Source organism: Polynucleobacter sp. MG-Unter2-18 (assembly GCF_018687675.1).
Taxonomy (GTDB): Bacteria; Pseudomonadota; Gammaproteobacteria; order Burkholderiales; family Burkholderiaceae; genus Polynucleobacter.
Genome location: NZ_CP061302.1, coordinates 1,474,256 through 1,499,424, shown reverse-complemented (window position 1 = coordinate 1,499,424; position 25,169 = coordinate 1,474,256). Strand labels below are relative to the sequence as shown.

Below are 25,169 nucleotides of genomic sequence, written 5' to 3'. Positions count from 1 at the left end.
AGCGGCAATTACTAATTAAATATTGAATTATTTGGAGCTATCTTGAAAGTCACTATTATTGGCAGCGGTTATGTTGGTCTTGTTACCGGCGCTTGCTTAGCAGAGCAGGGTAATAACGTTTTTTGTGTTGACGTAGATCCCAAGAAGATTGAGATTCTCAATTCTGGCGGCGTGCCGATTTACGAGCCAGGCTTAAAGGAGATGATTGAGCGCAATCGCGCTGCGGGCCGCCTGCAATTCTCGACTGATATTGCCGCCTCGGTTACCCATGGTGGTATTCAATTTATTGCAGTTGGTACTCCGCCAGATGAAGATGGTTCCGCTGATCTTCAGTATGTCGTAGCGGCAGCTCGTAATATCGGTCGTCACATGACCACCCCTAAAGTGATCGTCGATAAGTCGACTGTGCCAGTAGGTACGGCAGATAAAGTTTCCGCAGCGATTACCGAAGAGCTCAATAAAAGAGGGCTCTCACCAGAGCTTTGCTCGGTAGTTTCTAATCCAGAATTCCTCAAAGAGGGCGCCGCGGTAGAAGACTTCATGCGCCCGGATCGCATTGTGATCGGCACGCAAAATACCCCAGCAGGTCTGCGTGCTAAAGAGCAAATGCGCAAACTCTATGCCCCATTTAATCGCCACCATGAGCGCACCTATTACATGGATGTGAAGAGTGCTGAGCTCACTAAATATGCAGCCAATGCGATGTTGGCCACTCGTATTTCTTTTATGAACGAGTTAGCCAATCTGGCCGACTTAGTTGGTGCCGATATTGAAGCAGTTCGCCAAGGCATTGGCTCAGACTCCCGTATTGGTTATGGCTTTTTGTATTCCGGTACTGGCTATGGCGGCTCTTGCTTTCCAAAAGATGTTTCTGCCCTATCAAAGACTGCAATTGAGTATGGTCGCGACCTAAAGATTCTAGATGCAGTTGAAGCAGTAAACGAAGCTCAAAAGTACATTCTCGTAGAGAAGATTGAAAAACGATTTGGTGCTGACCTTAAGGGTAAGAAGTTTGCTATGTGGGGTTTAGCATTTAAACCAAATACCGACGATATGCGCGAAGCCCCTAGTCGAGTCATCATCCAGGAGTTAGTTAAACGCGGCGCCCAAATAGTGGCCCATGATCCTGTAGCGATGCCGGAAACTCGGCATTGCCTTGAGGTGGACTTTAAAGGTAATCCAGAAGGTCTTAAACAAGTCACTTTGGTGGATGATCCGATGCTTGCTACCCAAGGGGCTGACGCTCTCGTGATCGTGACTGAGTGGAAAGCCTTCCGTAGCCCTGACTTTGACCTTCTCAAAGCCAAACTGAAGAACCCTATCATCTTTGATGGCCGTAATCTGTATGAGCCACAAGCTATGCAAGAATTAGGCATTGAGTACCAGGGTATTGGTCGTCATAATTAATAGTAAGTGTAGAAATCCATAAGAGAGATTAGAGAGATTAGTTACATCGTGGAAAAAGCTAACCGAGAACAATTTTCTAAAGCCCGCTTGCTGGTAGTGGGTGACGTCATGCTTGATCGCTATTGGTTTGGTGATACGAATCGGATCTCCCCTGAGGCGCCAGTACCCGTTGTTCAAGTAGGCAAGATTGATGAGCGTTTAGGTGGCGCTGCCAACGTGGCTCGTAACGTTGCAGCTCTTGGTGCTAAGACAACGATCTTGGGTGTAATTGGCGATGATGAGCCAGGACGACACGTTACAGATCTCTTGAAATCCAGTGGCGTTGATAGTCAATTAGAAGTTGATGGCAAAGTGCCCACAACTGTGAAGTTACGAGTTATCGCAAGACAGCAGCAGTTGATACGTTTGGACTTTGAAGAGGCTCCTAGCGAGTCAGCACTTGCCCATAAGTTAGAGCGCTATGAAAAGCTCGTAGGTGATGCTGATGTGGTGATTTTGTCTGACTACGGTAAAGGCGCCTTAGGTCAGGTAGCCTTGATGATTGAACAGGCGCGCGCTCAGAAGAAAATGATTCTCGTTGATCCTAAAGGGGACGATTACGCTAAATATCGTGGCGCCACAGTACTTACTCCAAACCGTAGCGAGCTCCGCCAAGTCGTGGGTAAGTGGACTAGCGAAGAAGACTTAACCAAGAGAGCGCAAGATCTTAGAAAGTCATTGAACCTTGAAGCCTTATTGCTGACCCGCTCAGAAGAGGGTATGAGCTTATTCACTGAGGCAGGCGTTAGTCACGTTAAAGCGCAAGCGCGTGAAGTATTTGATGTATCGGGCGCTGGTGATACGGTCATTGGCACTCTCGCAGTGGCAATGGCAGCAGGTTGGCCGCTTGAAAGAGCGATGGCTTTGGCCAATCGGGCTGGTGGTATTGTGGTTGGTAAGTTGGGTACAGCTACCGTTACTTCTGAGGAATTGCAATGACCATTATCGTGACCGGCGCGGCTGGCTTTATTGGCGCCAATATTGTTCAGGCGCTCAATGCCCGTGGCGAGAAAAATATTATTGCGGTCGATGATTTACGCCCCGCTGATAAGTATCGCAATCTTGCGGATTTAGACATCATTGATTATCTTGATAAAGACGAGTTTCTGCAGGCATTTAGAAGCGGTCGTTTTGGCAAAGTGAGAGCAGTCTTTCATGAAGGGGCTTGCTCCGATACGATGGAAACCGATGGCATCTTCATGATGGCAAATAATTTCCGTTACACCATGGATTTGCTCGATATCTGTTCAGAGAAAAAAGTGCAATTACTCTATGCCTCCTCAGCTGCAACCTATGGTGGCTCAGATGTATTTATAGAGAGTCGCGAGCATGAGAACCCATTGAATATTTATGGCTACTCCAAATTCCTATTTGATCAAGTAATGCGTAAGCGCTTTGCTGAAAAAGCCAATGCTGCACAAGTGGTTGGTTTCCGTTACTTCAATGTATACGGCCCACGTGAATCGCATAAAGGTCGTATGGCTTCAGTGGCATTTCACCAATATCACCAATATAAAGCTAATGGCAAGGTAAAGCTTTTTGGTGAATATGGTGGTTATGCTGCTGGTGAACAAAGTCGTGACTTTGTATCAGTAGAAGATGTAGTGAAAGTGAATTTATATTTCTTGGATCATCCAGAAATCAGCGGGATCTTTAATCTCGGTAGTGGTCGTGCACAACCATTTAATGATGTTGCTCATGCGGTGGCTAATGCTATGCGCAAAATCGATAACGCCAATCCTGCTAGCTTAGAAGAGTTGGTCAAAGAAAAGGCAATTGAGTACATCCCATTCCCAGATGTACTCAAAGGTAAGTACCAGTGCTTTACGCAAGCGGATTTAACCAAACTGCGTGCTGCAGGATATTCAGAACCCTTCCTCAATGTGGAGCAGGGTGTCAGTCGCTATGTTGAGTGGCTTGAGGCCAACTCAGGCTTTTTGGCGAACCCCCTTTAAGTCAAGCGCCAACCCTCTTGTGAGTTGGTAACTCTGAAGGCTTAAGAGAGTCTCTACCTGGGGACTCTGACCATATTTTAGGCTAATATATTGCTTATAAAAACTAGGAGTTTTCTATGCGTAAGCACTCGCTAATTCAATCACTATTGTTATGCTGCAGCATAACAGTGCTGTCTAATTTTTCATTTGCTGTCCCCAATAAAGATGAAGTAGATATTGAGAATGTGAAGGCTCCGCCTAGAGATGTGAAGGATATTTTGCAGATATTGAGTCAGACTCGACAGGATCAGGCTCTAATAGAAAAGGCAAAAAAAGTACTTACTAAACCTCTGCCATCGACAAATGACCCTCGCGACCTAAATAATTACTACTATCAGCGTGCTGTTGCTGAAAATACACTAGAAAACTCCAAAGAAGCTTTAGAGAATTTTAAAAAAGCTGCAATTGACCACCCCAGCTTCGACATTGCAATGCAGTTAGATGAAAGAATGCAGTATGCCCAGCAGGAGGCATTAAGGGGCCACCTAGTTCTCGCTAAAAAAATAGCTGAAGAAACAAAAGCAATGATTCCTAATAATCTTGGCGGTTGGAAGATTAGTACTGGGCAAAATATTGTCAATATATGTTTGCGAATGGGAGATTTTGAATGCGCTAATAAAGCCTTGGCCACCCTTGAAAATGACTACTCTAATCTAATTAGCGTAGCTAGAAATCCAAACTTTATATATAAAACTAACTGGCAATTGGGTTACGAGCGGGCTCGTGGCAGAGTATTTATGTCGGAAGGTAAATTTATTGAAGCCGAGAGGAGCTTTAGAACTGCTCTGAGCTTAAATAAAACTATTCTTGACAACGTCAAAGATAGTAATAAAGATGCCTTGGATAATGAGGTCAGAGTATTGCAGGATATTTCAAGTACGCCCAGATATGCCTATGGGCAAAGAGTTGGTTTATATAACCAACTAGCAAATGCTTTTCTAGGTCAGCGACGTTTAATTGATGCTGAATATTGGGCGAGAGAGTCGGTTGTACTGGCGATTAATCGCGAGGGGGTGAATTCTGCAAGCACTTGTTTTGCATTATTAACCTTGTCAAAAATTATTAGCGAGCAAGGGCGTCAGGCTGAGGCGGTAATGTTATCTCAGGCAGCCCTCAAGGTTGCAATGCAATCAACAAATTATTCTGCATCTCCATTAATTGCGGCAGCAAGAAAAGCCTTAGGTACATCATTGGCTGCGGATGGTAAATATGTACAGGCAGATAAAATATTCAATGAAATGTTGGATGGTATTAAGAGCGATCCTGAGCTTGCCTCAAGTTATCAATCCGGCGATCTCGATTGGGCTATTGCTTTAGTTAAAACAGGTAAAGCATCCCAGGCTGTGGCCATGACTACAGATATGCTTTCTAGGGCGGGCGCTCGAATGGAAATGAGTTCGCCACGTCTTGCGGCAATCAGAGCATTTAATGCATCTGCGCTTCAAGTGTCAGGACAAGGTTCTCAAGCACTATCTGAGTTCAAGCAATCCATTCCGATTCTGATTGATCAGGCGCGAAATGATTCAGAAAATTCCACCATAACGATACGGCAAACCCAAAGGATGATCTTTGTTTTAGAGGAGTATTTAGCCTCTTTAGCCCAGCAAGCAAAGACAGATTCATCAGGGGCGGCGGCTGCTGAAGCCTTCCAAATTGCTGATCTTGCTCGTGGGAGCGGTGTACAGCGTGCCCTTACTTCAAGTGCAGCTCGCGCGACTATTTCCGATCCGCAACTAGCATCTTTAGCTCGCCGTGAACAAGATTTGCAACAACGTATCAATACTTTGACGGAACTTTTGACTGGATTATTATCTGCCCCGACTGCGCAACAACTCCCTGCTGCTCAAGCCAAGATTCGTACTGACATCGCTACCTTTAAATCCCAGCGTGAGGATCTGAAAAAAGAGATTGAGAAAAAGTTTCCGGACTATGCTGAGCTAGTTGAGCCAAAACCACCCTCTGTAGAACGAACTCAAAAAGCGTTAAAGCCTGATGAAGTTTTGGTCTCATGGTATTTCACAGATAGCGTGGGTTATGTTTGGGCAATTAGCAAAGATAAACCGGTGCAGTTTTTTCAGCTTGCTGTTGGTCGTGCCCAAATTGCAAAAGAGGTAGCGCAACTACGTAAGTCTTTAGATCCAGGCGTTGCTACGATCGACGAGATTCCGCCATTCGATGTGGCTTTAGCAAATCAACTTTATCAACAAGTTCTTGCCCCAGTGCAGAGTGCATTTATTGGTAAGAAAGTGATGTTGACCGTGCCGCATGCAGAGCTTGGTCAACTGCCCTTATCCTTGTTAGTTACCAAGCCAACATCTCAACCTGCCAAAGGTGGCGCCACACCATTTAGTGGATATAAAACTGTTCCTTGGCTAACGCGGGATATTGCCGTTGCGCAGGTCCCCTCTGTTACTGCTTTAACAGCCTTACGTGCATTACCAGCCGGTAATCCAAATCGCAAAAACTTTATTGGTTTTGGTGATCCTTACTTTAGTAGCGAACAAGAAAAGTCTGCGCAAAAACAAGTAAAGGCTACTCAACTTGCGACTAGAGGTATTCCACTGTCATTGCGTAGTGCGCCTAAGACCTCTGGTGTAAGTTCTGCGGAGCTGGCCTTGCTTCCTCGCTTACCAGATACCAGTCTTGAGCTTGAAGAGATTGGTAAGGCGATTGGTGCTGGAGATGGCGATATCTTCTTGCATCGCCAAGCTTCTGTGAAGCAAGTCATGTCTACTGATCTCTCTGATCGCAAGGTAGTCATGTTTGCTACTCATGGTTTAGTTCCGGGAGAGCTCAATGGTCTTACTCAGCCCGCATTGGCACTATCCTCCCCGGATGTGACAGGTGATAAAGATGACGGACTTCTGACTATGGATAAGGTACTCACCTTAAAGCTCGATGCTGATTGGGTAGTGCTATCCGCATGTAACACTGCTGCCGGAGAGGGTGCTGGTTCTGAAGCAGTCTCAGGCTTGGGTAGAGCCTTCTTTTTTGCTGGTGCTAAAGCACTCTTAGTATCTAACTGGCCAGTTGATTCTGCGGCGTCTAGAACCATGATGACTGATCTATTTAAAAGCCAGCAAAAAGCTCAAGGTACCAGCAAGGCTGAGTTATTGCGTCAGGCCATGCTAAATCAAGTAGATCAAGGCGGCATGAAAGAAGGTAATACGATGAAATACTCCTATGCACACCCCTTGTTTTGGGCTCCTTTTGTAGTGGTTGGCGATTGATTTAATATCTATCAAATCACTTTTAACTATTTTTCTTATTTTGGAATGATGATGAAGCTTACTCAAATCTTACTTTTAACTAGTCTCATGACCGCAACTTTATGGGTCCGTGCGGCACCTTTAATTAGCGCCAAAGAAGCTGCTTTGCCAGCGGCATCTGGAGCATTAGCTACCCGTGGGATTTCACGGGGCCCATCTGTGAAGCTAGTCTCCCCGGAAGCTGACACTCCAGTCAGCTCCCCACTTGACTTCAAGGTTAACTTTGAAGCTCGCGGAGAAGGGAAGATTGATCCATCTTCAATCAAGGTTGTTTATATGAAATCCCCTTTTGTGGATTTAACACCAAGATTAAAAAATTCTATTAGCGCATCTGGTATTGATTTTTCAAAGGCGGATGTACCTTCAGGCTCTCACACAATCCGCGTGACAGCAAAAGATACTGATGGTCGAGAAACAAATACTATTTTCACTTTAGTCGTTAAATGATGAATTGCCCATACTGTCTCTCTGAAGTTGCTGAAGAGGCATCAGTCTGCAAGATCTGTACGCGGGATCTCTATTTATTCAAGCCCATGATGGCCAAGGTAGCAGAGCTCGAAAAGCGCCTTGAAGAGATTCCAAATCAAGATGCCTATGAGCATCGCATCGCACAATTGCAATTATTGTTAGATGAACAAGTTCAAAAGCAGGTTGAGCCAAGAGGCCTTGCTTTATCTATGCTGGATATTATTCTATACATCGGCATTCCTCTTGCGCTCTTATTGGCTGCACATGGATTGATCTCGATCGTTTACGATACTAAGCCACTGTACCTAAGGCTGATCTCTATGATCCTGCCTTTACCTTTCGGGTACTTCCTATTTAAAAGTACCACTCGCAAATTATTTCCTTGGTTTATGGGGGTAGTTTTTTTAGCTATTGCTTCTGTTATTGGCATGAGCTGGATGACTTCCTTAGTGGACGGGTCTCCAATTTGGCCTCAAAATACATTTGAATGGCGGGAAGTTCTAGAGTATTCCGCAAGTATCGCCTTTAGCTTCCTAACTGGGATGCTCCTCGGTGGGGTAGCCTATGCGACTAAACAAAGGCATTTACGAAAAGCAGCGATCAACCCCTTTCTTAAGGCGGTTGTTACGGGCTTGGGGGAGGGGCGAATCTCACCAACAAGCCTTCATGGCCTCATGAAGAAGTTACAAGAATACGGCGGTACTATTGTGGCACTTGGAACTACTGCGGTATCTATTTACACCGGTTTAAAAGGTATTATTGGCTGAGTAGGTTTCTCCTGATTTAGATGTCGTCTGCATAATTTCGTCAACATTCGTAATTTTCATTCGTTGTAATTGATCCACTCGCACTTTGTGTGAGTGGATTTTTTATTAACCGATGGAGATTAGATGAATCAATTATTAAAGTCTTTAGTATTTTCAGTATTTATAGCTGCCTCAAGTTTGGCTGCCGCGTCACCAATCAATGTCAATACTGCTACTCAATCTGAGCTCGAGAGCATTAAAGGGATTGGCCCCTCTAAAGCGAAGACAATTATTTCCGAGCGCTTAGATGGTGGACACTTTCAGGATGCCAATGACCTGCAAAAACGGGTTCGTGGAATTGGTATGAAATCTGTGGAAAAGATGGTAGATAACGGCTTAACTATTGAGGCGCCGAGTTCTTTTCGTGAACCGCATGGCCGCACCAATAAAGAGGGCTCGAAGACTGGCAGACGTGGCTCACGCGGTCAAAGTGGTACGCGCAATCATTCGGATCGTTCGGAACCAAGTCGCCGAAATTAAACCGTTTTACGTCTAGCCTAGCTTATGGCTAAAATGGTTTCATGAACACACCTTCTTACTTAACTATTTCACAGACCGTGGGTAATACGCCCCTGGTTCGTTTGCAACGTATCCCCGGCGCTGAAAATGATTCCAAAAATAATCTGATCTTAGGAAAGTTAGAGGGCAATAATCCAGCGGGGTCGGTAAAAGACCGACCTGCGCTGTCGATGATTCTGCGCGCACAAGAGCGTGGAGAAATTAAACCTGGCGACACCCTGATTGAAGCTACTAGCGGGAATACTGGTATTGCTTTGGCAATGACTGCCGCAATGTTGGGCTACAAGATGGTTTTGGTGATGCCTGAAAATCAAAGTATTGAACGTCGTCAAAGTATGGCTGCCTATGGAGCAGAACTCATTCTGACAGCAGCTTCTGGTGGCATGGAATTTGCGCGTGACTATGCATCACAGCTGCAGAAGGAAGGTCGTGGCAGATTATTGGATCAATTCGCAAATCCGGATAACCCGCGTGCTCATATCGAGACCACTGGCCCAGAAATCTGGCGCGATACCGATGGTCAAGTGACGCACTTTGTCTCATCAATGGGTACTACTGGAACCATTACCGGAGTTTCCACTTATTTAAAAACCATGAACCCCAATATTCAGATTATTGGCGCGCAACCAGAGGAAGGGTCGCAGATTCCAGGTATTCGTAAATGGGCTCCAGAATATCTGCCTAAGATTTATCAGGGTGATAAGGTTGATCGTATTGAGTATGTGAGCCAAGCAGATGCAGAAGAAATGGCTCGCCGACTTGCGGCTGAAGAGGGTATCTTCTGTGGCATCTCGGCTGGTGGAGCTTTAGTAGTTGCCTTGCGAATTGCTCGCCAAGTAGAAAACGCTACGATTGTCTTTATCGTTTGCGACCGTGGTGATCGCTATCTATCTACTGGTGTCTTTCCGGCGTAAGGCATTCAAGCTTCAGCATTAAGTCTGCTTCTGCTTTTTCTTATTGGTAGTCTTCTTGGATTTGGCTTTAGTGGATTCATTTGTCTTTGTTTTAGGCTTGCTGACCGGCACTACGCTTTGATTCTTGTACCCTAGGGCCTCTGCAAATTCTGCAACACTTTGTGCATAAAAGTAACTGCGGTTGTATTGCACAATGGTCAGAAAGTTATTCAAGCCAACTACATAACGCACTTGATCATTACCATCTTGATCGGGGTAGGGAAGGTCAACAATGAGCGCTTTACTTTGCGGCTCAACGCCACCCAGCTGTAGATCACCTTGCTCTTTACTTAGAATTCCTTTGGTAATGAGTTCTTCAATAGTGTATTTGAGCTGAGGCTCACCATCAGCTAGTGCTATTGCTTCGCTGATCGCTGCTTCCTTTACGGGGAAGTAAATCGGCATCCCTGGTTGCCAGCCATGCTTTCTCATAAAGTTGGCAACGCTGGCAATGGCATCTTTGGGGTTTTGCTTAAGGTCAATCCTACCGTCTCCATCACCATCTACAGCAAAGTTACGGATGCTGCCAGGCATAAATTGCGGTAAGCCAATAGCTCCTGCATAGGAACTATTTTGATTGAGACAGTTATTAAAGCGAGACGGGCTCAAACCTTGATTGCTATTGTTTGCTGGTATGCTGCCGCCACCCTCGGTCCAGCACATGAGTATGAGTTCTTGAAGCTGATCTTTAAAGAACTGTTCTCTACTTGCTTTATTGGGGGTATCTGGATAGCTGAAGGCTAACGTAGAAAGTACATCCTTTACTCGAAAATTTCCAGTTTGACGACCATAAATGGTTTCAATGCCAATAATGGACACAATGACTTCAGCTGGGACACCAGACTCTTGTTCAACTTTACTGAGGAATGCTTGGTTTTGCTCCCAAAAAGCCTTGCCAGCCTTCAGACGAACTGGCTCAATAAAGCGCTTGCGATAGGCCACCCAATTCTTTTTAAAGCTGCCCGATGGGGGTAACACCAATTTGCGAATAGAGGGAATCGTTTTAGCATCTGAGAAGCCTGATTCAAGGCTTGATTGAGGGATTCCCTGGGTTTGAGCAATTTGAGTCAAGAGCTGGTTGAGGCTTTGGCTAAAACGGACTTCTGTCGCAACATCTTCAGACTGGTTTACGATAGTCTCTGTAGGGCTAACTTGCTGAACACGGGTACTAGAACAGGCGCCAAGTAGCAGCGCTACTAGTAGTGTTGAGGCAAGATAAGAGACGCGAAAATTCATAGATATGAGGATGGGTTTTTGAAAAGTTGGTGGGTTTAATTAGATTATAAAAAACTACAGTTTTGCTATTGAGGATTTCTAGTAATGACAACAGGATACATAACTCATCCAGATTTTCTAAAACATGAGATGGGTAGCCATCATCCTGAGTGCCCGGAGCGGATTCAGGCAATCAATGATCAGTTAATTCGTAGTGGCATCGATCGCTTTCTGCAGCACCTAGATGCCCCCTTAGCAACTGAAGAGCAACTAGAGTTAGTTCATAGCCCAGATCATATTGCCTTTGTTAAAGAGCGCTCACCAGCGAGCGGTTACTTTATGCTCGATGGTGACACCATCATGAACCCCCATACTTGGAGCGCTGCGCTACGTGCAGCTGGTGCTGCCATTGCAGGTGTTGATGCGGTCATGAAGGGTGAAGTTGAAAATGTGTTTTGTGCGATTCGCCCCCCTGGGCATCACGCAGAGCCAACTCGCTCAATGGGATTTTGTGTTTTTGATAACGTTGCTGTAGCAGCGCGATATGCGATGGAGGCATACGGTATCGAGCGGGTGGCTATCATTGATTTTGATGTTCATCATGGTAATGGGACCGAAGCGGCATTTTTTAATGATCCCAATGTGCTCATGTGTAGTTTCTTCCAGCATCCGTTTTATCCATATAGCGGCTTAGATAGAGCAAGTAATATGGTGAATGTACCGCTTCCAGCATCTACGCGTGGTGATGTAGTGCGCTCAATAGTGGAGGAGCAATGGCTACCACGCCTACGGGATTTTGAGCCTGAGCTGATCATCATTTCTGCGGGTTTTGATGCTCATCGTGAAGATGACTTGGGTCAGATGGGTTTAGTGGAAGATGACTATGCTTGGATTACTAAGCAGTTGAAAGGCGTTGCTAACCAATACGCTCAGGGTCGTATCGTCAGCTGTCTGGAGGGTGGTTATAACCTTTCTGCTTTGGGTCGTAGCGTGGTGGCGCACGTCAAAGCACTTGCTGATATTTAATTGAAGTCAGATTCTAGAAATTTAGAAACAAAGAAGATTAATATTTAAGGAGCGCATGGCTAATATTTTTGAGCAGGGCTTAGAGCGTAATCCTGCAAACTTCACTCCAATTACCCCGTTATTGTTTCTGGAGCGTTCGGCTCAAGTCTACCCAGATCGTTTGGCGGTGATTCATGGCAAGCTTCGTCAAACTTGGGCTCAAACTTATGATCGTTGCCGTCGCTTAGCTAGCGCCTTGCAAAAGCAGGGCATTGGCTTGGGTGATACGGTAGCTGTCATGTTGCCCAATACGCCACCAATGGTTGAGGCGCATTTTGGAATTCCGATGTCTGGGGCAGTATTAAATGCCTTAAATACACGCCTTGATCCTGAGTCAATCGCTTTTATGCTCAATCATGGCGAAGCAAAAGTCGTCATCGTAGATCCTGAGTTTTCGGGGGTGATGAAAAAAGCTCTTGAGATAGCCAGGAAAGAAAGTGGTCGTGAGTTTTTAGTGATTGATGTCGAGGAAACAGAGTTTGATGTTCCTGGTGAAAAGCTCGGCAAACTCACTTATGAAAAATTCCTGTCTGAAGGCGATCCTCAATTCGACTGGCAAGTGCCTGCGGATGAGTGGCAAGCCATTTGTTTAAATTACACCTCAGGCACTACAGGCAATCCAAAGGGAGTGGTGTATCACCATCGCGGCGCAGCGATCAATGCCATCTCGAATATTTTGGATTGGGATATCAGCAAGCACCCCACCTATCTCTGGACGCTCCCGATGTTCCATTGCAATGGCTGGTGCTTTCCGTGGACGGTCGCAGCACGTGCTGGTATTAATGTTTGTCTACGTCGCGTGGATGCACAGCATATTTTTGCCGCCATTAAAGATCATGGCGTAACCCATTACTGCGCCGCTCCAATTGTGCACAACCTATTAGTTAACGCCCCTGACGAATTAAAGCAAGGGGTACCTGTAGGTGTAAAAGGCTTAATCGCAGGCGCTGCACCTCCTGCATCCATCATTGAAGGGATGGAAAAGCTGGGGTTTGATTTAACCCATGTCTATGGGTTAACGGAGACCTACGGACCAGCAGCGGTATGCGTCAAACAAGATGAATGGAATGATCTTGATATTGGTGAGAGGGCCCGCCTCAATGCTCGCCAAGGTGTCCGCTACCACCTGCAGCAGGCGATAGCTGTTCTTGATCCTGAAACTCTTATGCCAGTCCCTGCCGATGGCGAGACGATGGGCGAGATTATGTTCAAGGGCAATATCGCCATGAAGGGGTATCTTAAAAATGAGAAGGCAAGTAAAGAGGCTTTTGAGGGTGGCTGGTTTCATTCTGGTGACTTAGCAGTGATGAACCCCGATGGCTATGTGAAGATGAAGGACCGTAGTAAAGACATCATCATCTCTGGCGGCGAAAATATTTCCTCTGTGGAGGTTGAAGATGTCCTTTATCGCCACCCAGCTGTCATGGCTGCTGCAGTAGTTGCGAAGCCAGACCCCAAGTGGGGGGAAACTCCTTGTGCCTTCCTAGAAATTAAGCCGGGAATGGAGGTTACGCCAGCTGACATCATTGCCCATTGCAAGCAGCATTTAGCTGGTTTTAAGGTACCAAAAGCCATCGTGTTCTGCGAGTTGCCCAAGACCTCTACTGGCAAGATTCAGAAGTTTGAACTTCGCAAGCAGGCTGGCTCGGCTTCAGCCATTGATGTCTAACACCAGCTCAGGCCGGGCGGATAAAATAGAGAAGTTACTCAAAAATAGAGATCAAGCATGAAAATCTTAGTGGCAGTAAAGCGTGTTGTTGATTACAACGTCAAAATTCGGGTGAAATCAGATAACTCCGGTGTCGATCTGGCAAACGTCAAAATGAGTATGAATCCTTTTGATGAGATCGCAGTAGAAGAGGCGGTTCGATTAAAAGAGGCTGGTGTGGCTACTGAGATAGTTGTGGTTTCTGCTGGCTCCACTCAGTGTCAAGAAACTTTGCGTACTGCCTTAGCTATTGGCGCAGATCGCGCGATCTTGGTAGAGACCGATGCTGAATTACAGCCCTTAGCTGTGGCAAAAATTCTCAAAGCGCTCTCTGAGAAAGAGCAGGCTCAAATCATCATCTTGGGTAAGCAGGCAATTGATGACGATAGTAATCAGACGGGGCAGATGCTAGCCAGCTTAATGGATATTCCGCAAGCAACTTTTGCTTCCAAAGTGGTAGTTGCCGATGGTAAAGCGAACGTGACTCGTGAGGTGGATGGCGGCTTGGAAACCATTGCGATTACCTTGCCCGCAGTCATCACTACTGACTTGCGTTTGAATGAGCCGCGCTATGTGACTTTGCCAAACATCATGAAAGCCAAAAAGAAGACCTTGGAAATCATGAAGCCGGAAGAGTTAGGTGTTGATATTGCCCCACGCCTCAAAACCCTCAAAGTAGAAGAGCCACCAAAGCGCTCTGCCGGCGTAATGGTGGCTGATGTAGCGGCTTTAGTAGATAAACTTAAAAATGAAGCGAAGGTAATTTAAATGGCCGCACTCGTTATTGCTGAACACGATAATCAATCCTTAAAGGCTGCAACGCTCAATGCCGTAGCAGCTGCACTGCACTGCTCATCTGAGGTAGATGTTTTGGTTGCTGGTAATCAGACGGATGCTGCTGCTGCCGCTGCAGCGAAAATTACTGGTGTACGTAAGGTGATTCAAATTGACGCACCTGCATTGGTAGATCAATTAGCTGAGCCTTTGGGTGCGCAAATTTTATCAATTGCAAGTACTTACAGCCACATCCTGGCACCAGCAACTGCCAACGGTAAGAACGTCTTGCCACGCGTTGCTGCCAAACTAGATGTAGCGCAATTATCTGATGTCACTAAGGTTGTCTCACCGGATACCTTTGAGCGTCCTATCTATGCGGGTAATGCGATTGCTACTGTGCAATCAGCTGATCCAGTAAAAGTGATTACCGTTCGTACAACCGGCTTTGATCCGGTCGCTGCCACTGGTGGTTCTGCCGCCATTGAAAAAGCAGCGTTAGCCGACAGTAAAGTTCAATCTTCTTTTGTGGGTCGTGAGCTGACTAAATCTGATCGCCCTGAGCTCACTGCTGCCAAGATTATTGTTTCTGGTGGTCGTGGTTTGGGTTCTGGTGAAAAGTATCAAGAGATTGTTGTGCCTTTAGCTGACAAGCTCGGTGCTGCGCTTGGTGCATCACGAGCTGCAGTAGATGCAGGTTATGTTCCAAATGATTACCAGGTAGGTCAGACCGGCAAGATTGTTGCCCCGCAACTGTATGTTGCCGTTGGCATCTCTGGTGCTATCCAGCATTTAGCGGGCATGAAGGACTCTAAGGTGATCGTCGCGATTAATAAAGATCCTGAGGCACCAATCTTTAGTGTTGCTGATTATGGTTTAGTTGCCGATTTGAATACTGCTGTTCCAGAATTAACTAACTTACTTGGTTAAGGCATTTAAGAGACCTCTTTAACTTTCTTTACCTCCGATCTATAGGAACATCTATGCCGTATGTAGCCCCAGTAAAAGACATGCTATTTGTGATGAACGAATTAGCGGGGCTATCTGAAGTTGTTTCTTATCCTTCTTATGCTGAGGCTGGCGCTGATGTAGATTTAGCCCCTGTGATTTTGGAAGAGTCTGCCAAATTTAATCAAGATGTTGTAGCACCTCTCAATTGGCCGAGCGACCAAAAACCTAGCTCACTAAAGGCTGGTGTCGTCACTACTTCTCCTGGCTTTAAAGAAGCTTTTGAGCAATTTGCTGCAGCAGGCTGGCAAGGTGTTGTGCACCCCGTAGAGTTTGGTGGTCAAGGTTTGCCAAAACTGATTGCTACGGCATGTTTTGAGATGGTCCACTCGGCAAGCCTGTCTTTTGCTTTATGCCCGATGCTGACGGATGGTGCGATTGAGGCTTTATTGACTGCAGCGAGTCCAGAGTTACAAGAGCGCTATGTGCCTAAAATGATCTCCGGGGACTGGACTGGATCCATGTGCCTTACTGAGCCCCAAGCAGGCTCAGACCTATCCATGGTGCGTTCTCGCGCAGTTCCTGAAGCGGATGGCACATACAAAATTTTTGGTACCAAGATTTATATCACCTATGGTGAGCACGACATGGCGAAAAATATCGTCCATCTTGTACTAGCTAGAACACCAGATGCGCCAGAAGGTGTGAAGGGCATTTCCTTATTTGTAGTACCGAAGTTTTTGGTAAACGCCGATGGTTCGCTAGGTGAGCGTAATGATGTGCACTGCGTCTCGATTGAGCACAAGCTGGGCATTAAGGCCAGCCCAACTGCAGTCTTACAGTTTGGCGATCATGGTGGCGCTACCGCTTACTTGGTTGGCGAAGAAAATCGTGGCCTGGAATACATGTTCGTCATGATGAATGCAGCTCGCTTTGCGGTGGGTATGCAGGGTATTGCAGTTGCAGAGCGTGCATATCAAAAAGCAGTTCAATATGCCAAAGACCGCGTTCAGAGTCGTGATCTAGAGGGCTCTCCAGGCCCTGTAACCATTATTCATCAGCCTGATGTGAAGCGGATGTTGATGACTATGCGCGGCTACATTGAAGCCTCTAGAGCCCTAGCGTATTACGCGGCAGCTGCTTACGATGCACAGCATGCCTCGCCTGATGAAGCAGCGCGTAAGCAGAATCAAGCCGTATATGAATTCTTGGTACCGATTGTCAAAGGCTTTTCAACTGAGATGTCGATCGACGTTGCGAGTTTGGGTGTTCAAGTGCACGGTGGTATGGGCTTTATTGAGGAGACGGGCGCAGCGCAACACTATCGGGATGCTCGCATTCTGACGATCTATGAGGGCACTACGGCAATACAGGCGAATGATTTGATTGGTAGAAAGACGGTGCGTGATGGTGGCGCAACTGCGAAGCTGTTCTCAGGCAGAATCCAGCAAACTGAAAAAGATTTAGCAAGTAGCGGCAGCGCAGATGCAAAGGCGGTATTGAAGCAGTTAACTCCAGCGCGAGAAGCGTTTGAAGCTTCCGTGGCTTACATTGTGGCGAATGCTAAAACAGACATCAAGGCAGTGTATGCGGGGAGTTTTGCTTACTTGCGTTTATGTGGCCTAGTATTGGGCGCGTGGCAAATGGCACGTGCTTTACTGGCTGCACAAGAGTTGCGTGCAGGAGACCCAAATTTCTATGACGCCAAGATTGCTACGGCACGCTTCTTTGCGGAAAATCTATTGCCACAATCTCAAGCTCTGGCAACTTCGATCTTAGAGAGCGGTCAATCCACTAATGCACTGACAGCGGAGCAGTTTTAAGATTTAAATAACTGACGCTGTCTATCACAAGTTATCTACCGAAAAAGCTATCCGCATTACTGGGATAGCTTTCTTGCTTCCTGAAGTTGGGAGATGAAAAATTGTTCGAATGCAATCGCTAAGAAGGTCATCATTACACCGGCACCAAGGACCAAAGAAAAAATCACCGTCAGTACAACTGGCCAACCAGACTGAGTAGCTCTGCTAGGGTCTAGGCCTGGATTAAATTGGGCATCCCACTTTTCATCTGCGCGTAAGCCATAAGTGATGGTGGTTAACCAACTAGCTTCAAGGGTAATGAAGCCGAAGGTGATGAGTACCCAACCCGGTGCAGAATGAAAGTGCGTATCTTTGAGAATCAACCAACCAGCGATTCCGCCGATAAAAGAAAATAATTGTGCCAAACCCCAAAAGGATTTCAATCCTTGTAAATAAAAACAGTTCAAGCCAGTTCCGGGAAAAAATAATCCGAGTGAGCAGAATAGGAGTTTATATTTTTTCATTCAGACTTTCAGTGATGGGCTAATGCAATAGTGAGCCATTTTTTATTTTGATGAATTGCTTTTTTGCATAAAACTTAAGACTTCTCGATCCGCGCCAATCATGAGTAGTTGATCGCCGTTGCGCACAATCGTGCGGTAATCATTTAATTCATAGAGGAAGTCATTTTCTAATTCCATGCGTTGGGGTGCGCAGGCCATTTTTGTACTGGCGATTTGATCTAGCGTAAAGCCTTTGGCATCTTCGGTGATGCGTGCAGTAAAGCGATTGCACCCAGTTGATCCGCTCACACGCTCACCATTGGCATCAAAAATGATTTGGATAGGGTTGCTATTGTCACCTTGGGGAATTTGTCGGGCACGCACCTCCCCTTTGCTGTTCGGTGCGAGATTCCATCGAACAAGCTCCCATTTGGTATTGCGAAACTCACTGCTCGGAGGGCTGGTTTTGGCGGAGCAGGGTGGAATCACATTGGCGCAGGCCGTCAAAAAACCCAAACCACAGCAAGAAAGAATGAGAAAAAAGCGCTCTATAGGGCCTTTGAATGGTCTAAAAGTGGCTATTCTCATGACAAAATTTCTGTAAGCTATTGTTTTTAATAATAATTTTATATTTCACTGGGTACCATTCTACTGTTGAAGCCAAAGAGGCGTTCACTTAAATAGGTGGATCAAGTAGGGGTTTTCGTCTAGAATATGAGGTTTTCCGCTATACCGTGCATTTGTTTTGTTAATTTGCGCTTTAGTTGGAGCCCAAGATTTTGTAGTAATTTCATTGGGTTGTAATCAACCTGTTTTCATTTTAGATTTTAAGGAATAAGTATGGTCGTCATTCGACTGGCACGCGGCGGTTCAAAGAAGCGCCCTTTTTATAGCATCGTGGCTACAGACAAGCGCAATCGTCGCGACTCGAACTTTATCGAGCGTATTGGTTACTTCAATCCACAGGCAGCAGCGACAGAGCAAGCAATGCGTATTGCTCAAGATCGTTTGACCTATTGGACTGGTGTTGGCGCGCAGATTTCTCCAACTGTAGTTCGTTTAATCAAAAACAATCCTGCGGTTTAAAGCCTTTAAATCCAAAGACCTTCTCTTCTCGATAAAGTCTTTGGTAGCAGAATTTACTAGTAGTGTTATTTGGGGAGTGGAGGTGATTTCAATATGAATACACCTTCCCTAAATGATTTGATTGAGCTCGGTGCAGTTCAAGACGCTCAAGGCTTACAGGGTCAGATTAAGGTTCGCCCTCATTCTCCCGATCCGGTAGCTCTCTTATCTAGCAAAGAACTTTGGTTATCTCTCATTCCTCGTCGGAGTGCTGGTGTTGCCGTTTCTCATGAGCAGGCTTCATTAAAGCTTTTCAAGGTGAAGCAGGCCAAGATGCATAGCGGTACGGTAGTAATTGCCTTGGATGGTATTTCTGATCGCGATCAGGCCGAAGCCTTAAAAGGTGCTCGCATCTTAGTTGCGCGTGAGGTGTTTCCCAAGACGGATAGTGATAGTTACTACTGGGTTGACCTGATCGGTTGTAAGGCAATCAATCTGCAGGGAGAGGGTCTGGGTGAGGTGATTGAAGTTAACGATAACGGCGCTCATGGAATCATTTCTCTTGGCGATGCACAAACCAAAACAGTAAAACAGTTAGTACCTTTTGTAAAAGAAGCAGTGCAAAATGTTGACTTGCCTAATAGGCTGATTACCCTAGACTGGCAGCCCGACTGGTAATCAGAAAAGTCATTAATCTCTAATATGCGCTTTGATGTAGTCACCTTATTTCCTGAAATGTTCTCTGCTTTAACGCAGTGGGGTATTACTGGACGTGCCTACGAACAAGGTCTGGCCAATATCAATCTTTGGAATCCTCGGGATTACTGCTCCGATCCCCGTAAGACTGTGGATGATCGAGCATATGGTGGTGGCCCTGGCATGGTCATGATGGCAAAACCTTTGGAAGATACTTTATTTGCTATTAAAGAGGCTCATCAGTCTCAAAATGTTGCTTCTGGTCCAATTTGCCTCCTTGCCCCTCAAGGAGAGGTCTTTTCTCAGAGGATAGCGAAAGATATCCTCAATTACGGTAATTTAACCTTCATTTGCGGTCGTTATGAGGCTGTTGACCAGCGTTTTATTGATCGAAACGTTGATTTACAGCTTTCGATGGGTGATTTCGTGGTTTCTGGTGGTGAATTGCCTGCCATGACCATGATGGATGCAGTTATTCGCCTCATTCCAGGCGCCTTAGGCGATGGGGATTCTGCCATTCAGGATAGCTTCATGAATGGTCTTTTGGACTATCCGCACTACACCCGCCCTGAAATATATGAAAATTTATCCGTTCCGGACGTGCTTTTAGGCGGACATCACGCTAAAATAGCGGACTGGCGTCGGCAAAAGTCTCTAGAGCTGACGCTAAGGCTCAGACCTGATTTAATTAAATCGGCAAGAGCTAATGGGTTGCTAAGTAAAGAAGATGAGCAATTTCTTCGAACGCTGTAAGTAATTATGGTTTTGAATGAAGTGTTTGTGTTTTGATTTAGTGAAATGGTTTTAACTGCATCCTCTGTCTGGTCCGTTGATGAAAATCTCGGGATTAAACGCTGACAAGATGTTTAAGGATTAATAATGAATTTGATCGAAAAAATTGAGCAAGAAGAAATTGCTCGCCTAAGTGCTAACAAAGTACTTCCTGCTTTCGCTCCTGGCGATACAGTAGTTGTTGGCGTAAACGTAGTTGAGGGTACACGTAAGCGTACCCAGGCCTTTGAAGGCGTTGTGATTGCTAAGCGCAATCGCGGACTGAATTCTAGCTTTATCGTTCGCAAGATTTCATCTGGCGAAGGTGTAGAGCGTACATTCCAAACTTACTCACCCTTGATCGCTAGCATTGAAGTGAAACGTCGTGGTGATGTGCGTCGCGCGAAGTTGTACTACTTGCGTGATCGTTCAGGTAAGTCTGCACGTATTAAAGAGAAGCTTCCTGCTCGCAAAGTCAAGGCAGTTGCTGAGACAGCAGCGGAATAAGGTTTGCTTTAATCCAAAAAGAAGGCGGCCTAGGCTGCCTTTTTTATTGCCCTAAAATAAAAGCAGATGCCAAAGAATTTCAAACCCCAAGAGCCAAAACTGAGTATTGCTACGCCATTGAATTTTGATGCGCAGGCGATTCCAATTCATGAGGTTTGTTCGGATCAGCCCAAAGTGACTGCTCATCATTTGGACCCATCCAGCCTAAAGCAACGCTTTCTGAATCCTCCTGTTTGGCGGCCAGAGATTACTGATGAGAATCGGCACGTCATCGCTGCGGATATTATTTCCAAGCGGCAGGCCGCTGGAAAAGTGACTCGAGCAGCTGTCTTAATACCCTTGCTCCTGAAGAGTGATGGACTGTTTGTCTTGCTCACCCAAAGAACCGACCATCTACATGACCATGCCGGTCAGATCAGCTTCCCAGGTGGACGGATGGATCCGAGTGATTTCGATCCCAATCACACCGCTTTGCGAGAAAGTGAAGAGGAAATCGGCTTGAATCCTCAGGGGGTGGAGATCATTGGTCATTTACCTCAATATTTAACGGTTTCAGGATATAGTGTGACGCCGGTTGTGGGCTTGGTAAAACCTCAGGCAGAATATGCATTAGACGTATTTGAAGTGGCGGATGTTTTTGAAGTGCCTTTACATTTTTTAATGGATCCTGCAAATCATCAAGTGCGGGTCTGGGAGAGTGATCAGGGTAGTCGTCGGTTTTATTCAATGCCTTATGAAAATCGTTTTATCTGGGGTGCTACTGCTGGAATGTTGCGTAACCTTTATCATTTATTAAAAGTATGACTTTCTTTTCTATTCTCTTCGCACTCATTGCTGAGCAATATCGCCCAGTAACGTCAAATCATTGGATCGCGCGCATGAGCGCTCGCTGGCTTGATTGGGTTGCTGGAGAATTCGGCGGCAAGACTGAACAAGGTGCAAGTCCTGTAGGTGCGCGCATGGCCTGTTTGGTGGCGTTCATTCTGCCCACATTCCTAGTCTTCGTGCTGTATGTAGTCTTCATGGTGACCTTCCCAATTCTGGGATTCCTATGGAATGTGTTGATTGCCTATCTATTTTTTGGCTTTCGCCAATTTAGCCACTCTTTCACGCTAGTTCATGAGGCCATTGCAAACCATGATTTGCCTGCAGCTCGTTTAGCACTGGCGCAGTGGTATGGCCCTGAATTAGATGCTTCCAATCTCACTGAAACTGAAGTGATTTCACTTGCATTAGAGCGTGCCATCATTGGTTCGCACCATCATGTATTTGGTGTGCTGTTCTGGTTCTTAATGCCGATGGGTCCTGCAGGCGTAGTGTTGTATCGCTTGGCGGATACTGCTGCTCAGCGCTGGTCACAAAAAGGCGACTTTAATTTGAGTGAGTCAGCGCGCCATTTCTTTTACGTATTAGATTGGGTACCTGCACGCATCACTGCAATGGGCTTTGCGATTGTGGGTAACTTTGAAGGCGCTGTCTATGCATGGCGTCACCTAACTGGCAAATGGTCTGACTCTCTGTCAGCTGTGATCTTGGCATCCGGAAGTGGTGCCTTAGGTGTTCGCTTAGGCGAGCCTATGAGCGAGCCTGATAGCGATGAAGCTTTGCGTATGGCTGAAGCTGGAGAGCCTGTTTTTTACGAAGTGGGTCTGGAGCCAAATGAGCGCACCATGCGTTCTGCCGTAGGCTTAGTGTGGCGTTTAGTTATCGCTTGGATGGCTTTATTGCTAATGCTGACCATCGCTCTTTGGCTTGGCTGATCCCCTGAATCTGCGTATCGGCAGTTTTTGAGTCTGAACGCAACTGCCTAAATAGCGCCAATCTTTCTGGCGCTATTTCATTTTTGTCGACAGCTTCTCGTATTGCACAATCTGGCTCTGATTGGTGCGCACAGTTGTGAAAGCGACACTTGCCTAGTAGCTCATGAAACTCCCTAAAAGCATGCTCTAGCTCGCTAACCGACATGTGCGCCAAGCCAAATTCCTGAAAGCCTGGGGAATCGATTAAAGCACCCAATTTGCCTTTAGCATCACGCCCCCAAGCCTCTGGTAGCTCAAAGTAGCGGCAAGCGGTTGTAGTGTGTTTACCAGTGTCTAGGCGAACTGAATACTCTTGAGTAATCGCTGCTGCATTAGGAACCCAGGCATTGAGTAGGCTAGATTTGCCCATGCCAGATTGGCCCACGAACACAGATACTTTGCCACAAATGGCAGGGCGCAATGCTTCGATAGAGGCTTGATCAAATTTGGCTGATACCTCAGTAACGGGATAGCCCATACGAGCATAAGGCGCAATAATCTTGCGAGCATGCTCCAAGTTATCCTTGAGATCGCATTTGTTCAGCAAGATATGCAAATCAATTTGATTGGTCTCTGCGGCAACAACGGCTCTTCCCAAAAGATCGGGAGAGAAGGCTGGTTGCGTAGCTAGTGCGACCAATATTTGATCGACATTGGAAGCAATGAGTTTGCTTTTAAAAGCATCAGATCGGTAGAGTAAATTTTCTCGTGGTTCGATACGAATAATTCGGGCTTGATCAACCGATGTCATTTCCAACAACATGCGATCACCCACGGCGCCAATATGCTGCTTTGCTGGAGTGCTGACTTGAATTAATTCACCGGTAGGAGATTCATTTCCGTACTCATCTTTCACTAAACGCTGCGCTAAATAATGCCTTCCATAAGAGGCAGTCAGTAGCGCATGAAATTGTTCCATTAACTAAACAATTCCAAACTGCTTAGTTAAAGCGCTTGAGATTGGCAATGCGTAATGGAGCTGGTGGATGCGAACTATAAAAAGCGGTATAGATCGGATCTGGCGTTAGGGTTGACGCATTATCTTGATAGAGCTTCACTAAGGCAGAAATTAAATCACTCGCAGAAGATTTATCTGCAGCAAAACCATCTGCCTCATATTCATGTTTACGTGATGCCAAGCTAGACAGCGGCGTCAGGAAGAAGCTAAACACTGGTGCAACGAGCATGAAGAGTGCTAAAGCCAAGCCACCGTTATAGCCATTGAGGTTGGGCATCACACCCAGATCGGCATAGAACCACGGCTGGGTGCTAATCCATCCCAAGAGTGCAAATGTCAAAAAGCTGATAGCAAAGGAAACTAGCAAACGCTTGCGGATATGGTTGCACTTGTAGTGACCAAGCTCATGAGCCAGAACGGCCTCTACTTCGCCGGGATTGAGCTTCTCAATCAAGGTATCAAAAAAGACAATACGCTTCGCTTTGCCCATGCCCGCAAAAAATGCATTACCGTGCGCACTGCGCTTGCTACCATCCATGACGAACAGACCTTGGCTGGCAAAATCACAGCGGCTTAATAAGGCTTCGATTTGCGTCTTTAGCGGCCCCTCTTCTAGCGCTTGAAACTTATTAAAGATCGGAGCAATGAAGGTCGGAAATATCCACTGCATTAATAGACTAAATACAGTGAGTACACCCCATGCCCACAGCCACCAAAAGTCACCTGCTTGAGCCATCAGACTGAGGATGACCCAGAGAAGTGGAACGCCAATTGCGCCACCAACACCCAAGCCCTTGAACATATCGCTAAAAAAGAGTTTGCCGTTCATGCGATTAAAACCAAAGCGCTCTTCTAAGTAAAACTGTTTGTACCAAGAGAAGGGCAGATCCAGGATTCCGGAGATCAAGACAATGGATATTAGCAGGGCCATTTGCTGAGCAATGCCTTCGCCTAATAGCTGCAGAAGTGATAGATTTAAAATCTGCAATCCACCTAAGAGCGTGAAGCCGATCAAGATAATTGCACTGACGCCATTCTCCAAAATACCTAGGCGCAATTTGGCAATCGTATAGTCGGCAGCCTTTTGATGTTCGGTCAAAGAGATCTGAGATGCAAACTCAGTAGGCACCATATCGCGGTTGATAGCGACGTGCCGAATTTGGCGTTGGGATAACCAGTGGCGTAAACCAAAGCTGGCGATGAAGGCGATTAGAAAAACAATTGTGAATGTCATGAGATGATTATAGATATGAGTGAAAAAACAAGTACACCACCGCTAAAGGCTGGGCCAGCCAATGAGCACTTAATTTGGGTGGATATGGAGATGTCTGGTCTAGATCCTGAAAAAGAGCGCATTTTGGAAATTGCTGTGATCGTGACCGATGCGCATCTCAATACCATTGCCACTGCTCCTGTTTGGGTGATCCGCCAGGAGGATGCCTTATTGGATGCGATGGATGCCTGGAATAAGGGCACTCACGGCCGCTCTGGCCTAATTGACAAGGTCAAGGCATCAACTACGGATGAGGCTACTGCTGAAGCTGAATGCATTGCCTTTTTGAAAAAATATATTAAGCCCGGTATTGCGCCAATGTGTGGCAATACGATTGGTCAGGATAGACGCTTTATGGCGAAGTACATGCCAAAACTAGAGGCCTTCTTTCATTATCGAAATATTGACGTTTCAACACTCAAAGAGCTCTGCAAGCGTTGGCATCCTGAATTGGTGAAGGGTTTCACTAAAAAGCAGGCGCATACCGCCTTGGCTGATATTGAGGAGTCAATTGAAGAGCTTAAGTACTATCGGGAAAAGTTTATCGTGCCTTTGCCAGAGTAATTTTGCATTCAATAATGAGTGATGAAAGAAGGGTCTAGTGATAGACCCTTTTGCTTTCCCCAAAAT

25 protein-coding genes are annotated in these 25,169 nt (G+C 46.0%); 20 read left to right on the top strand and 5 right to left on the bottom strand.

Annotated elements, in window-relative coordinates; genetic code table 11:
- The first annotated feature begins 42 nt into the window (after nucleotides 1–42).
- The 8 genes from C2759_RS07845 to cysM all read left to right on the top strand — a co-directional run bounded on the left by C2759_RS07845 (nucleotide 43) and on the right by cysM (nucleotide 9,416).
- On the top strand, nucleotides 43–1,407 hold the full coding sequence (locus C2759_RS07845; protein ID WP_215354393.1) for a UDP-glucose/GDP-mannose dehydrogenase family protein: 1,365 nt from the start codon (nucleotides 43–45) through the stop codon (nucleotides 1,405–1,407).
- Nucleotides 1,408–1,455: 48 nt separating this feature from the next.
- Nucleotides 1,456–2,385, top strand: coding sequence for a D-glycero-beta-D-manno-heptose-7-phosphate kinase (gene rfaE1, locus C2759_RS07840; protein WP_215354390.1), 930 nt, complete (start codon nucleotides 1,456–1,458; stop codon nucleotides 2,383–2,385).
- On the top strand, nucleotides 2,382–3,401 hold the full coding sequence (rfaD, locus tag C2759_RS07835) for an ADP-glyceromanno-heptose 6-epimerase (protein ID WP_215354386.1): 1,020 nt from the start codon (nucleotides 2,382–2,384) through the stop codon (nucleotides 3,399–3,401). Before rfaE1 ends, rfaD begins: the two co-directional genes overlap by 4 nt.
- 116 nt (nucleotides 3,402–3,517) lie before the next feature.
- Nucleotides 3,518–6,670 (top strand): CHAT domain-containing protein, encoded by a 3,153-nt coding sequence (locus C2759_RS07830; RefSeq protein ID WP_215354383.1) that lies wholly within the window; start codon nucleotides 3,518–3,520, stop codon nucleotides 6,668–6,670.
- Nucleotides 6,671–6,757: 87 nt separating this feature from the next.
- Nucleotides 6,758–7,156, top strand: a complete 399-nt coding sequence (locus C2759_RS07825) for a hypothetical protein (protein ID WP_215354380.1) — start codon at nucleotides 6,758–6,760, stop codon at nucleotides 7,154–7,156.
- Complete coding sequence (locus C2759_RS07820) at nucleotides 7,153–7,944, top strand: hypothetical protein (RefSeq protein WP_215354376.1); 792 nt, start codon at nucleotides 7,153–7,155, stop codon at nucleotides 7,942–7,944. The genes C2759_RS07825 and C2759_RS07820 overlap by 4 nt, the downstream gene beginning before the upstream one ends.
- Nucleotides 7,945–8,067: 123 nt before the next feature.
- Nucleotides 8,068–8,463, top strand: coding sequence for a helix-hairpin-helix domain-containing protein (locus C2759_RS07815; protein ID WP_215354373.1), 396 nt, complete (start codon nucleotides 8,068–8,070; stop codon nucleotides 8,461–8,463).
- Between the two features lie 41 nt (nucleotides 8,464–8,504).
- Entirely contained in the window at nucleotides 8,505–9,416 is a 912-nt protein-coding gene (gene cysM, locus C2759_RS07810) for a cysteine synthase CysM (RefSeq protein WP_215354372.1), read from the top strand.
- Between the two features lie 18 nt (nucleotides 9,417–9,434).
- On the opposite strand, the gene C2759_RS07805 is transcribed toward cysM, so the two are convergent.
- Nucleotides 9,435–10,691, bottom strand: a complete 1,257-nt coding sequence (locus C2759_RS07805) for a lytic transglycosylase domain-containing protein (RefSeq protein WP_215354370.1) — start codon at nucleotides 10,689–10,691, stop codon at nucleotides 9,435–9,437.
- A gap of 84 nt (nucleotides 10,692–10,775) precedes the next feature.
- Between C2759_RS07805 and C2759_RS07800 the strand changes: the two genes are divergently transcribed.
- Genes C2759_RS07800 through C2759_RS07780 form a run of 5 tightly spaced genes read left to right on the top strand, consistent with a single transcriptional unit; the run spans nucleotide 10,776 to nucleotide 16,988 of the window.
- On the top strand, nucleotides 10,776–11,696 hold the full coding sequence (locus C2759_RS07800) for a histone deacetylase family protein (protein ID WP_215354368.1): 921 nt from the start codon (nucleotides 10,776–10,778) through the stop codon (nucleotides 11,694–11,696).
- Between the two features lie 55 nt (nucleotides 11,697–11,751).
- A complete protein-coding gene (locus C2759_RS07795; protein WP_215354366.1) occupies nucleotides 11,752–13,404 on the top strand; it encodes an acyl-CoA synthetase in 1,653 nt (550 codons plus the stop codon).
- Between the two features lie 57 nt (nucleotides 13,405–13,461).
- Nucleotides 13,462–14,211: an electron transfer flavoprotein subunit beta/FixA family protein gene (locus C2759_RS07790; protein ID WP_215354364.1), complete on the top strand. Its 750-nt coding sequence runs from the start codon at nucleotides 13,462–13,464 to the stop codon at nucleotides 14,209–14,211.
- The gene (locus C2759_RS07785; protein ID WP_215354362.1) at nucleotides 14,212–15,147 is read left to right on the top strand and encodes an electron transfer flavoprotein subunit alpha/FixB family protein; all 936 of its coding nucleotides are present in this window, start codon (nucleotides 14,212–14,214) and stop codon (nucleotides 15,145–15,147) included.
- Nucleotides 15,148–15,200: 53 nt separating this feature from the next.
- A complete protein-coding gene (locus tag C2759_RS07780) occupies nucleotides 15,201–16,988 on the top strand; it encodes an acyl-CoA dehydrogenase (RefSeq protein ID WP_215354360.1) in 1,788 nt (595 codons plus the stop codon).
- 56 nt (nucleotides 16,989–17,044) lie between these two features.
- On the opposite strand, the gene C2759_RS07775 is transcribed toward C2759_RS07780, so the two are convergent.
- Together C2759_RS07775 and C2759_RS07770 are read right to left on the bottom strand one after the other, a co-directional pair.
- Nucleotides 17,045–17,491 carry a hypothetical protein gene (locus tag C2759_RS07775; RefSeq protein ID WP_215354358.1) on the bottom strand — a complete coding sequence of 149 codons (447 nt, stop codon included), beginning with the start codon at nucleotides 17,489–17,491 and terminating at the stop codon, nucleotides 17,045–17,047.
- Between the two features lie 42 nt (nucleotides 17,492–17,533).
- Complete coding sequence (locus C2759_RS07770; RefSeq protein WP_251366944.1) at nucleotides 17,534–18,058, bottom strand: META domain-containing protein; 525 nt, start codon at nucleotides 18,056–18,058, stop codon at nucleotides 17,534–17,536.
- Between the two features lie 252 nt (nucleotides 18,059–18,310).
- Here C2759_RS07770 and rpsP point away from each other — a divergent pair, with 252 nt between their 5' ends.
- The 6 genes from rpsP to C2759_RS07740 all read left to right on the top strand — a co-directional run bounded on the left by rpsP (nucleotide 18,311) and on the right by C2759_RS07740 (nucleotide 22,269).
- Complete coding sequence (rpsP, locus tag C2759_RS07765; protein ID WP_011902362.1) at nucleotides 18,311–18,556, top strand: 30S ribosomal protein S16; 246 nt, start codon at nucleotides 18,311–18,313, stop codon at nucleotides 18,554–18,556.
- Nucleotides 18,557–18,649: 93 nt separating this feature from the next.
- Nucleotides 18,650–19,213: a ribosome maturation factor RimM gene (gene rimM, locus C2759_RS07760; protein WP_215354356.1), complete on the top strand. Its 564-nt coding sequence runs from the start codon at nucleotides 18,650–18,652 to the stop codon at nucleotides 19,211–19,213.
- Nucleotides 19,214–19,237: 24 nt separating this feature from the next.
- Nucleotides 19,238–19,984 (top strand): tRNA (guanosine(37)-N1)-methyltransferase TrmD, encoded by a 747-nt coding sequence (gene trmD / locus C2759_RS07755; RefSeq protein ID WP_215354354.1) that lies wholly within the window; start codon nucleotides 19,238–19,240, stop codon nucleotides 19,982–19,984.
- A 126-nt stretch (nucleotides 19,985–20,110) separates the two neighbouring features.
- Entirely contained in the window at nucleotides 20,111–20,509 is a 399-nt protein-coding gene (rplS, locus tag C2759_RS07750; protein ID WP_046330591.1) for a 50S ribosomal protein L19, read from the top strand.
- Nucleotides 20,510–20,575: 66 nt separating this feature from the next.
- Nucleotides 20,576–21,313, top strand: coding sequence for a CoA pyrophosphatase (locus tag C2759_RS07745; protein WP_215354352.1), 738 nt, complete (start codon nucleotides 20,576–20,578; stop codon nucleotides 21,311–21,313).
- Nucleotides 21,310–22,269 carry a CobD/CbiB family protein gene (locus tag C2759_RS07740; protein ID WP_215354351.1) on the top strand — a complete coding sequence of 320 codons (960 nt, stop codon included), beginning with the start codon at nucleotides 21,310–21,312 and terminating at the stop codon, nucleotides 22,267–22,269. Before C2759_RS07745 ends, C2759_RS07740 begins: the two co-directional genes overlap by 4 nt.
- Here C2759_RS07740 and rsgA read toward each other — a convergent pair.
- On the bottom strand, nucleotides 22,214–23,227 hold the full coding sequence (gene rsgA / locus C2759_RS07735) for a ribosome small subunit-dependent GTPase A (protein WP_215354349.1): 1,014 nt from the start codon (nucleotides 23,225–23,227) through the stop codon (nucleotides 22,214–22,216). The two genes, C2759_RS07740 and rsgA, sit on opposite strands and share 56 nt — an antisense overlap.
- Nucleotides 23,228–23,249: 22 nt before the next feature.
- Nucleotides 23,250–24,500, bottom strand: coding sequence for a M48 family metallopeptidase (locus C2759_RS07730; protein WP_215354348.1), 1,251 nt, complete (start codon nucleotides 24,498–24,500; stop codon nucleotides 23,250–23,252).
- A 15-nt stretch (nucleotides 24,501–24,515) separates the two neighbouring features.
- Between C2759_RS07730 and orn the strand changes: the two genes are divergently transcribed.
- Complete coding sequence (orn, locus tag C2759_RS07725) at nucleotides 24,516–25,103, top strand: oligoribonuclease (RefSeq protein ID WP_215354346.1); 588 nt, start codon at nucleotides 24,516–24,518, stop codon at nucleotides 25,101–25,103.
- Nucleotides 25,104–25,169: the final 66 nt, after the last annotated feature.

Bases quoted from the DNA above. Each gene is read 5' to 3' on its own strand.
- C2759_RS07825 (WP_215354380.1), top strand. From the start codon at position 6,758: ATGACCGCAACTTTATGGGTCCGTGCGGCACCTTTAATTAGCGCCAAA.
- C2759_RS07830 (WP_215354383.1), top strand. From the start codon at position 3,518: ATGCGTAAGCACTCGCTAATTCAATCACTATTGTTATGCTGCAGCATA.
- rplS (WP_046330591.1), top strand. From the start codon at position 20,111: ATGAATTTGATCGAAAAAATTGAGCAAGAAGAAATTGCTCGCCTAAGT.
- C2759_RS07820 (WP_215354376.1), top strand. From the start codon at position 7,153: ATGATGAATTGCCCATACTGTCTCTCTGAAGTTGCTGAAGAGGCATCA.
- rimM (WP_215354356.1), top strand. From the start codon at position 18,650: ATGAATACACCTTCCCTAAATGATTTGATTGAGCTCGGTGCAGTTCAA.
- rpsP (WP_011902362.1), top strand. From the start codon at position 18,311: ATGGTCGTCATTCGACTGGCACGCGGCGGTTCAAAGAAGCGCCCTTTT.
- C2759_RS07730 (WP_215354348.1), bottom strand. From the start codon at position 24,500: ATGACATTCACAATTGTTTTTCTAATCGCCTTCATCGCCAGCTTTGGT.
- C2759_RS07790 (WP_215354364.1), top strand. From the start codon at position 13,462: ATGAAAATCTTAGTGGCAGTAAAGCGTGTTGTTGATTACAACGTCAAA.
- C2759_RS07745 (WP_215354352.1), top strand. From the start codon at position 20,576: ATGCCAAAGAATTTCAAACCCCAAGAGCCAAAACTGAGTATTGCTACG.
- trmD (WP_215354354.1), top strand. From the start codon at position 19,238: ATGCGCTTTGATGTAGTCACCTTATTTCCTGAAATGTTCTCTGCTTTA.
- C2759_RS07795 (WP_215354366.1), top strand. From the start codon at position 11,752: ATGGCTAATATTTTTGAGCAGGGCTTAGAGCGTAATCCTGCAAACTTC.
- orn (WP_215354346.1), top strand. From the start codon at position 24,516: ATGAGTGAAAAAACAAGTACACCACCGCTAAAGGCTGGGCCAGCCAAT.
- rsgA (WP_215354349.1), bottom strand. From the start codon at position 23,227: ATGGAACAATTTCATGCGCTACTGACTGCCTCTTATGGAAGGCATTAT.
- C2759_RS07785 (WP_215354362.1), top strand. From the start codon at position 14,212: ATGGCCGCACTCGTTATTGCTGAACACGATAATCAATCCTTAAAGGCT.
- C2759_RS07800 (WP_215354368.1), top strand. From the start codon at position 10,776: ATGACAACAGGATACATAACTCATCCAGATTTTCTAAAACATGAGATG.
- C2759_RS07740 (WP_215354351.1), top strand. From the start codon at position 21,310: ATGACTTTCTTTTCTATTCTCTTCGCACTCATTGCTGAGCAATATCGC.
- C2759_RS07805 (WP_215354370.1), bottom strand. From the start codon at position 10,691: ATGAATTTTCGCGTCTCTTATCTTGCCTCAACACTACTAGTAGCGCTG.
- C2759_RS07775 (WP_215354358.1), bottom strand. From the start codon at position 17,491: ATGAAAAAATATAAACTCCTATTCTGCTCACTCGGATTATTTTTTCCC.
- rfaD (WP_215354386.1), top strand. From the start codon at position 2,382: ATGACCATTATCGTGACCGGCGCGGCTGGCTTTATTGGCGCCAATATT.
- C2759_RS07770 (WP_251366944.1), bottom strand. From the start codon at position 18,058: ATGAGAATAGCCACTTTTAGACCATTCAAAGGCCCTATAGAGCGCTTT.
- C2759_RS07780 (WP_215354360.1), top strand. From the start codon at position 15,201: ATGCCGTATGTAGCCCCAGTAAAAGACATGCTATTTGTGATGAACGAA.
- cysM (WP_215354372.1), top strand. From the start codon at position 8,505: ATGAACACACCTTCTTACTTAACTATTTCACAGACCGTGGGTAATACG.
- C2759_RS07815 (WP_215354373.1), top strand. From the start codon at position 8,068: ATGAATCAATTATTAAAGTCTTTAGTATTTTCAGTATTTATAGCTGCC.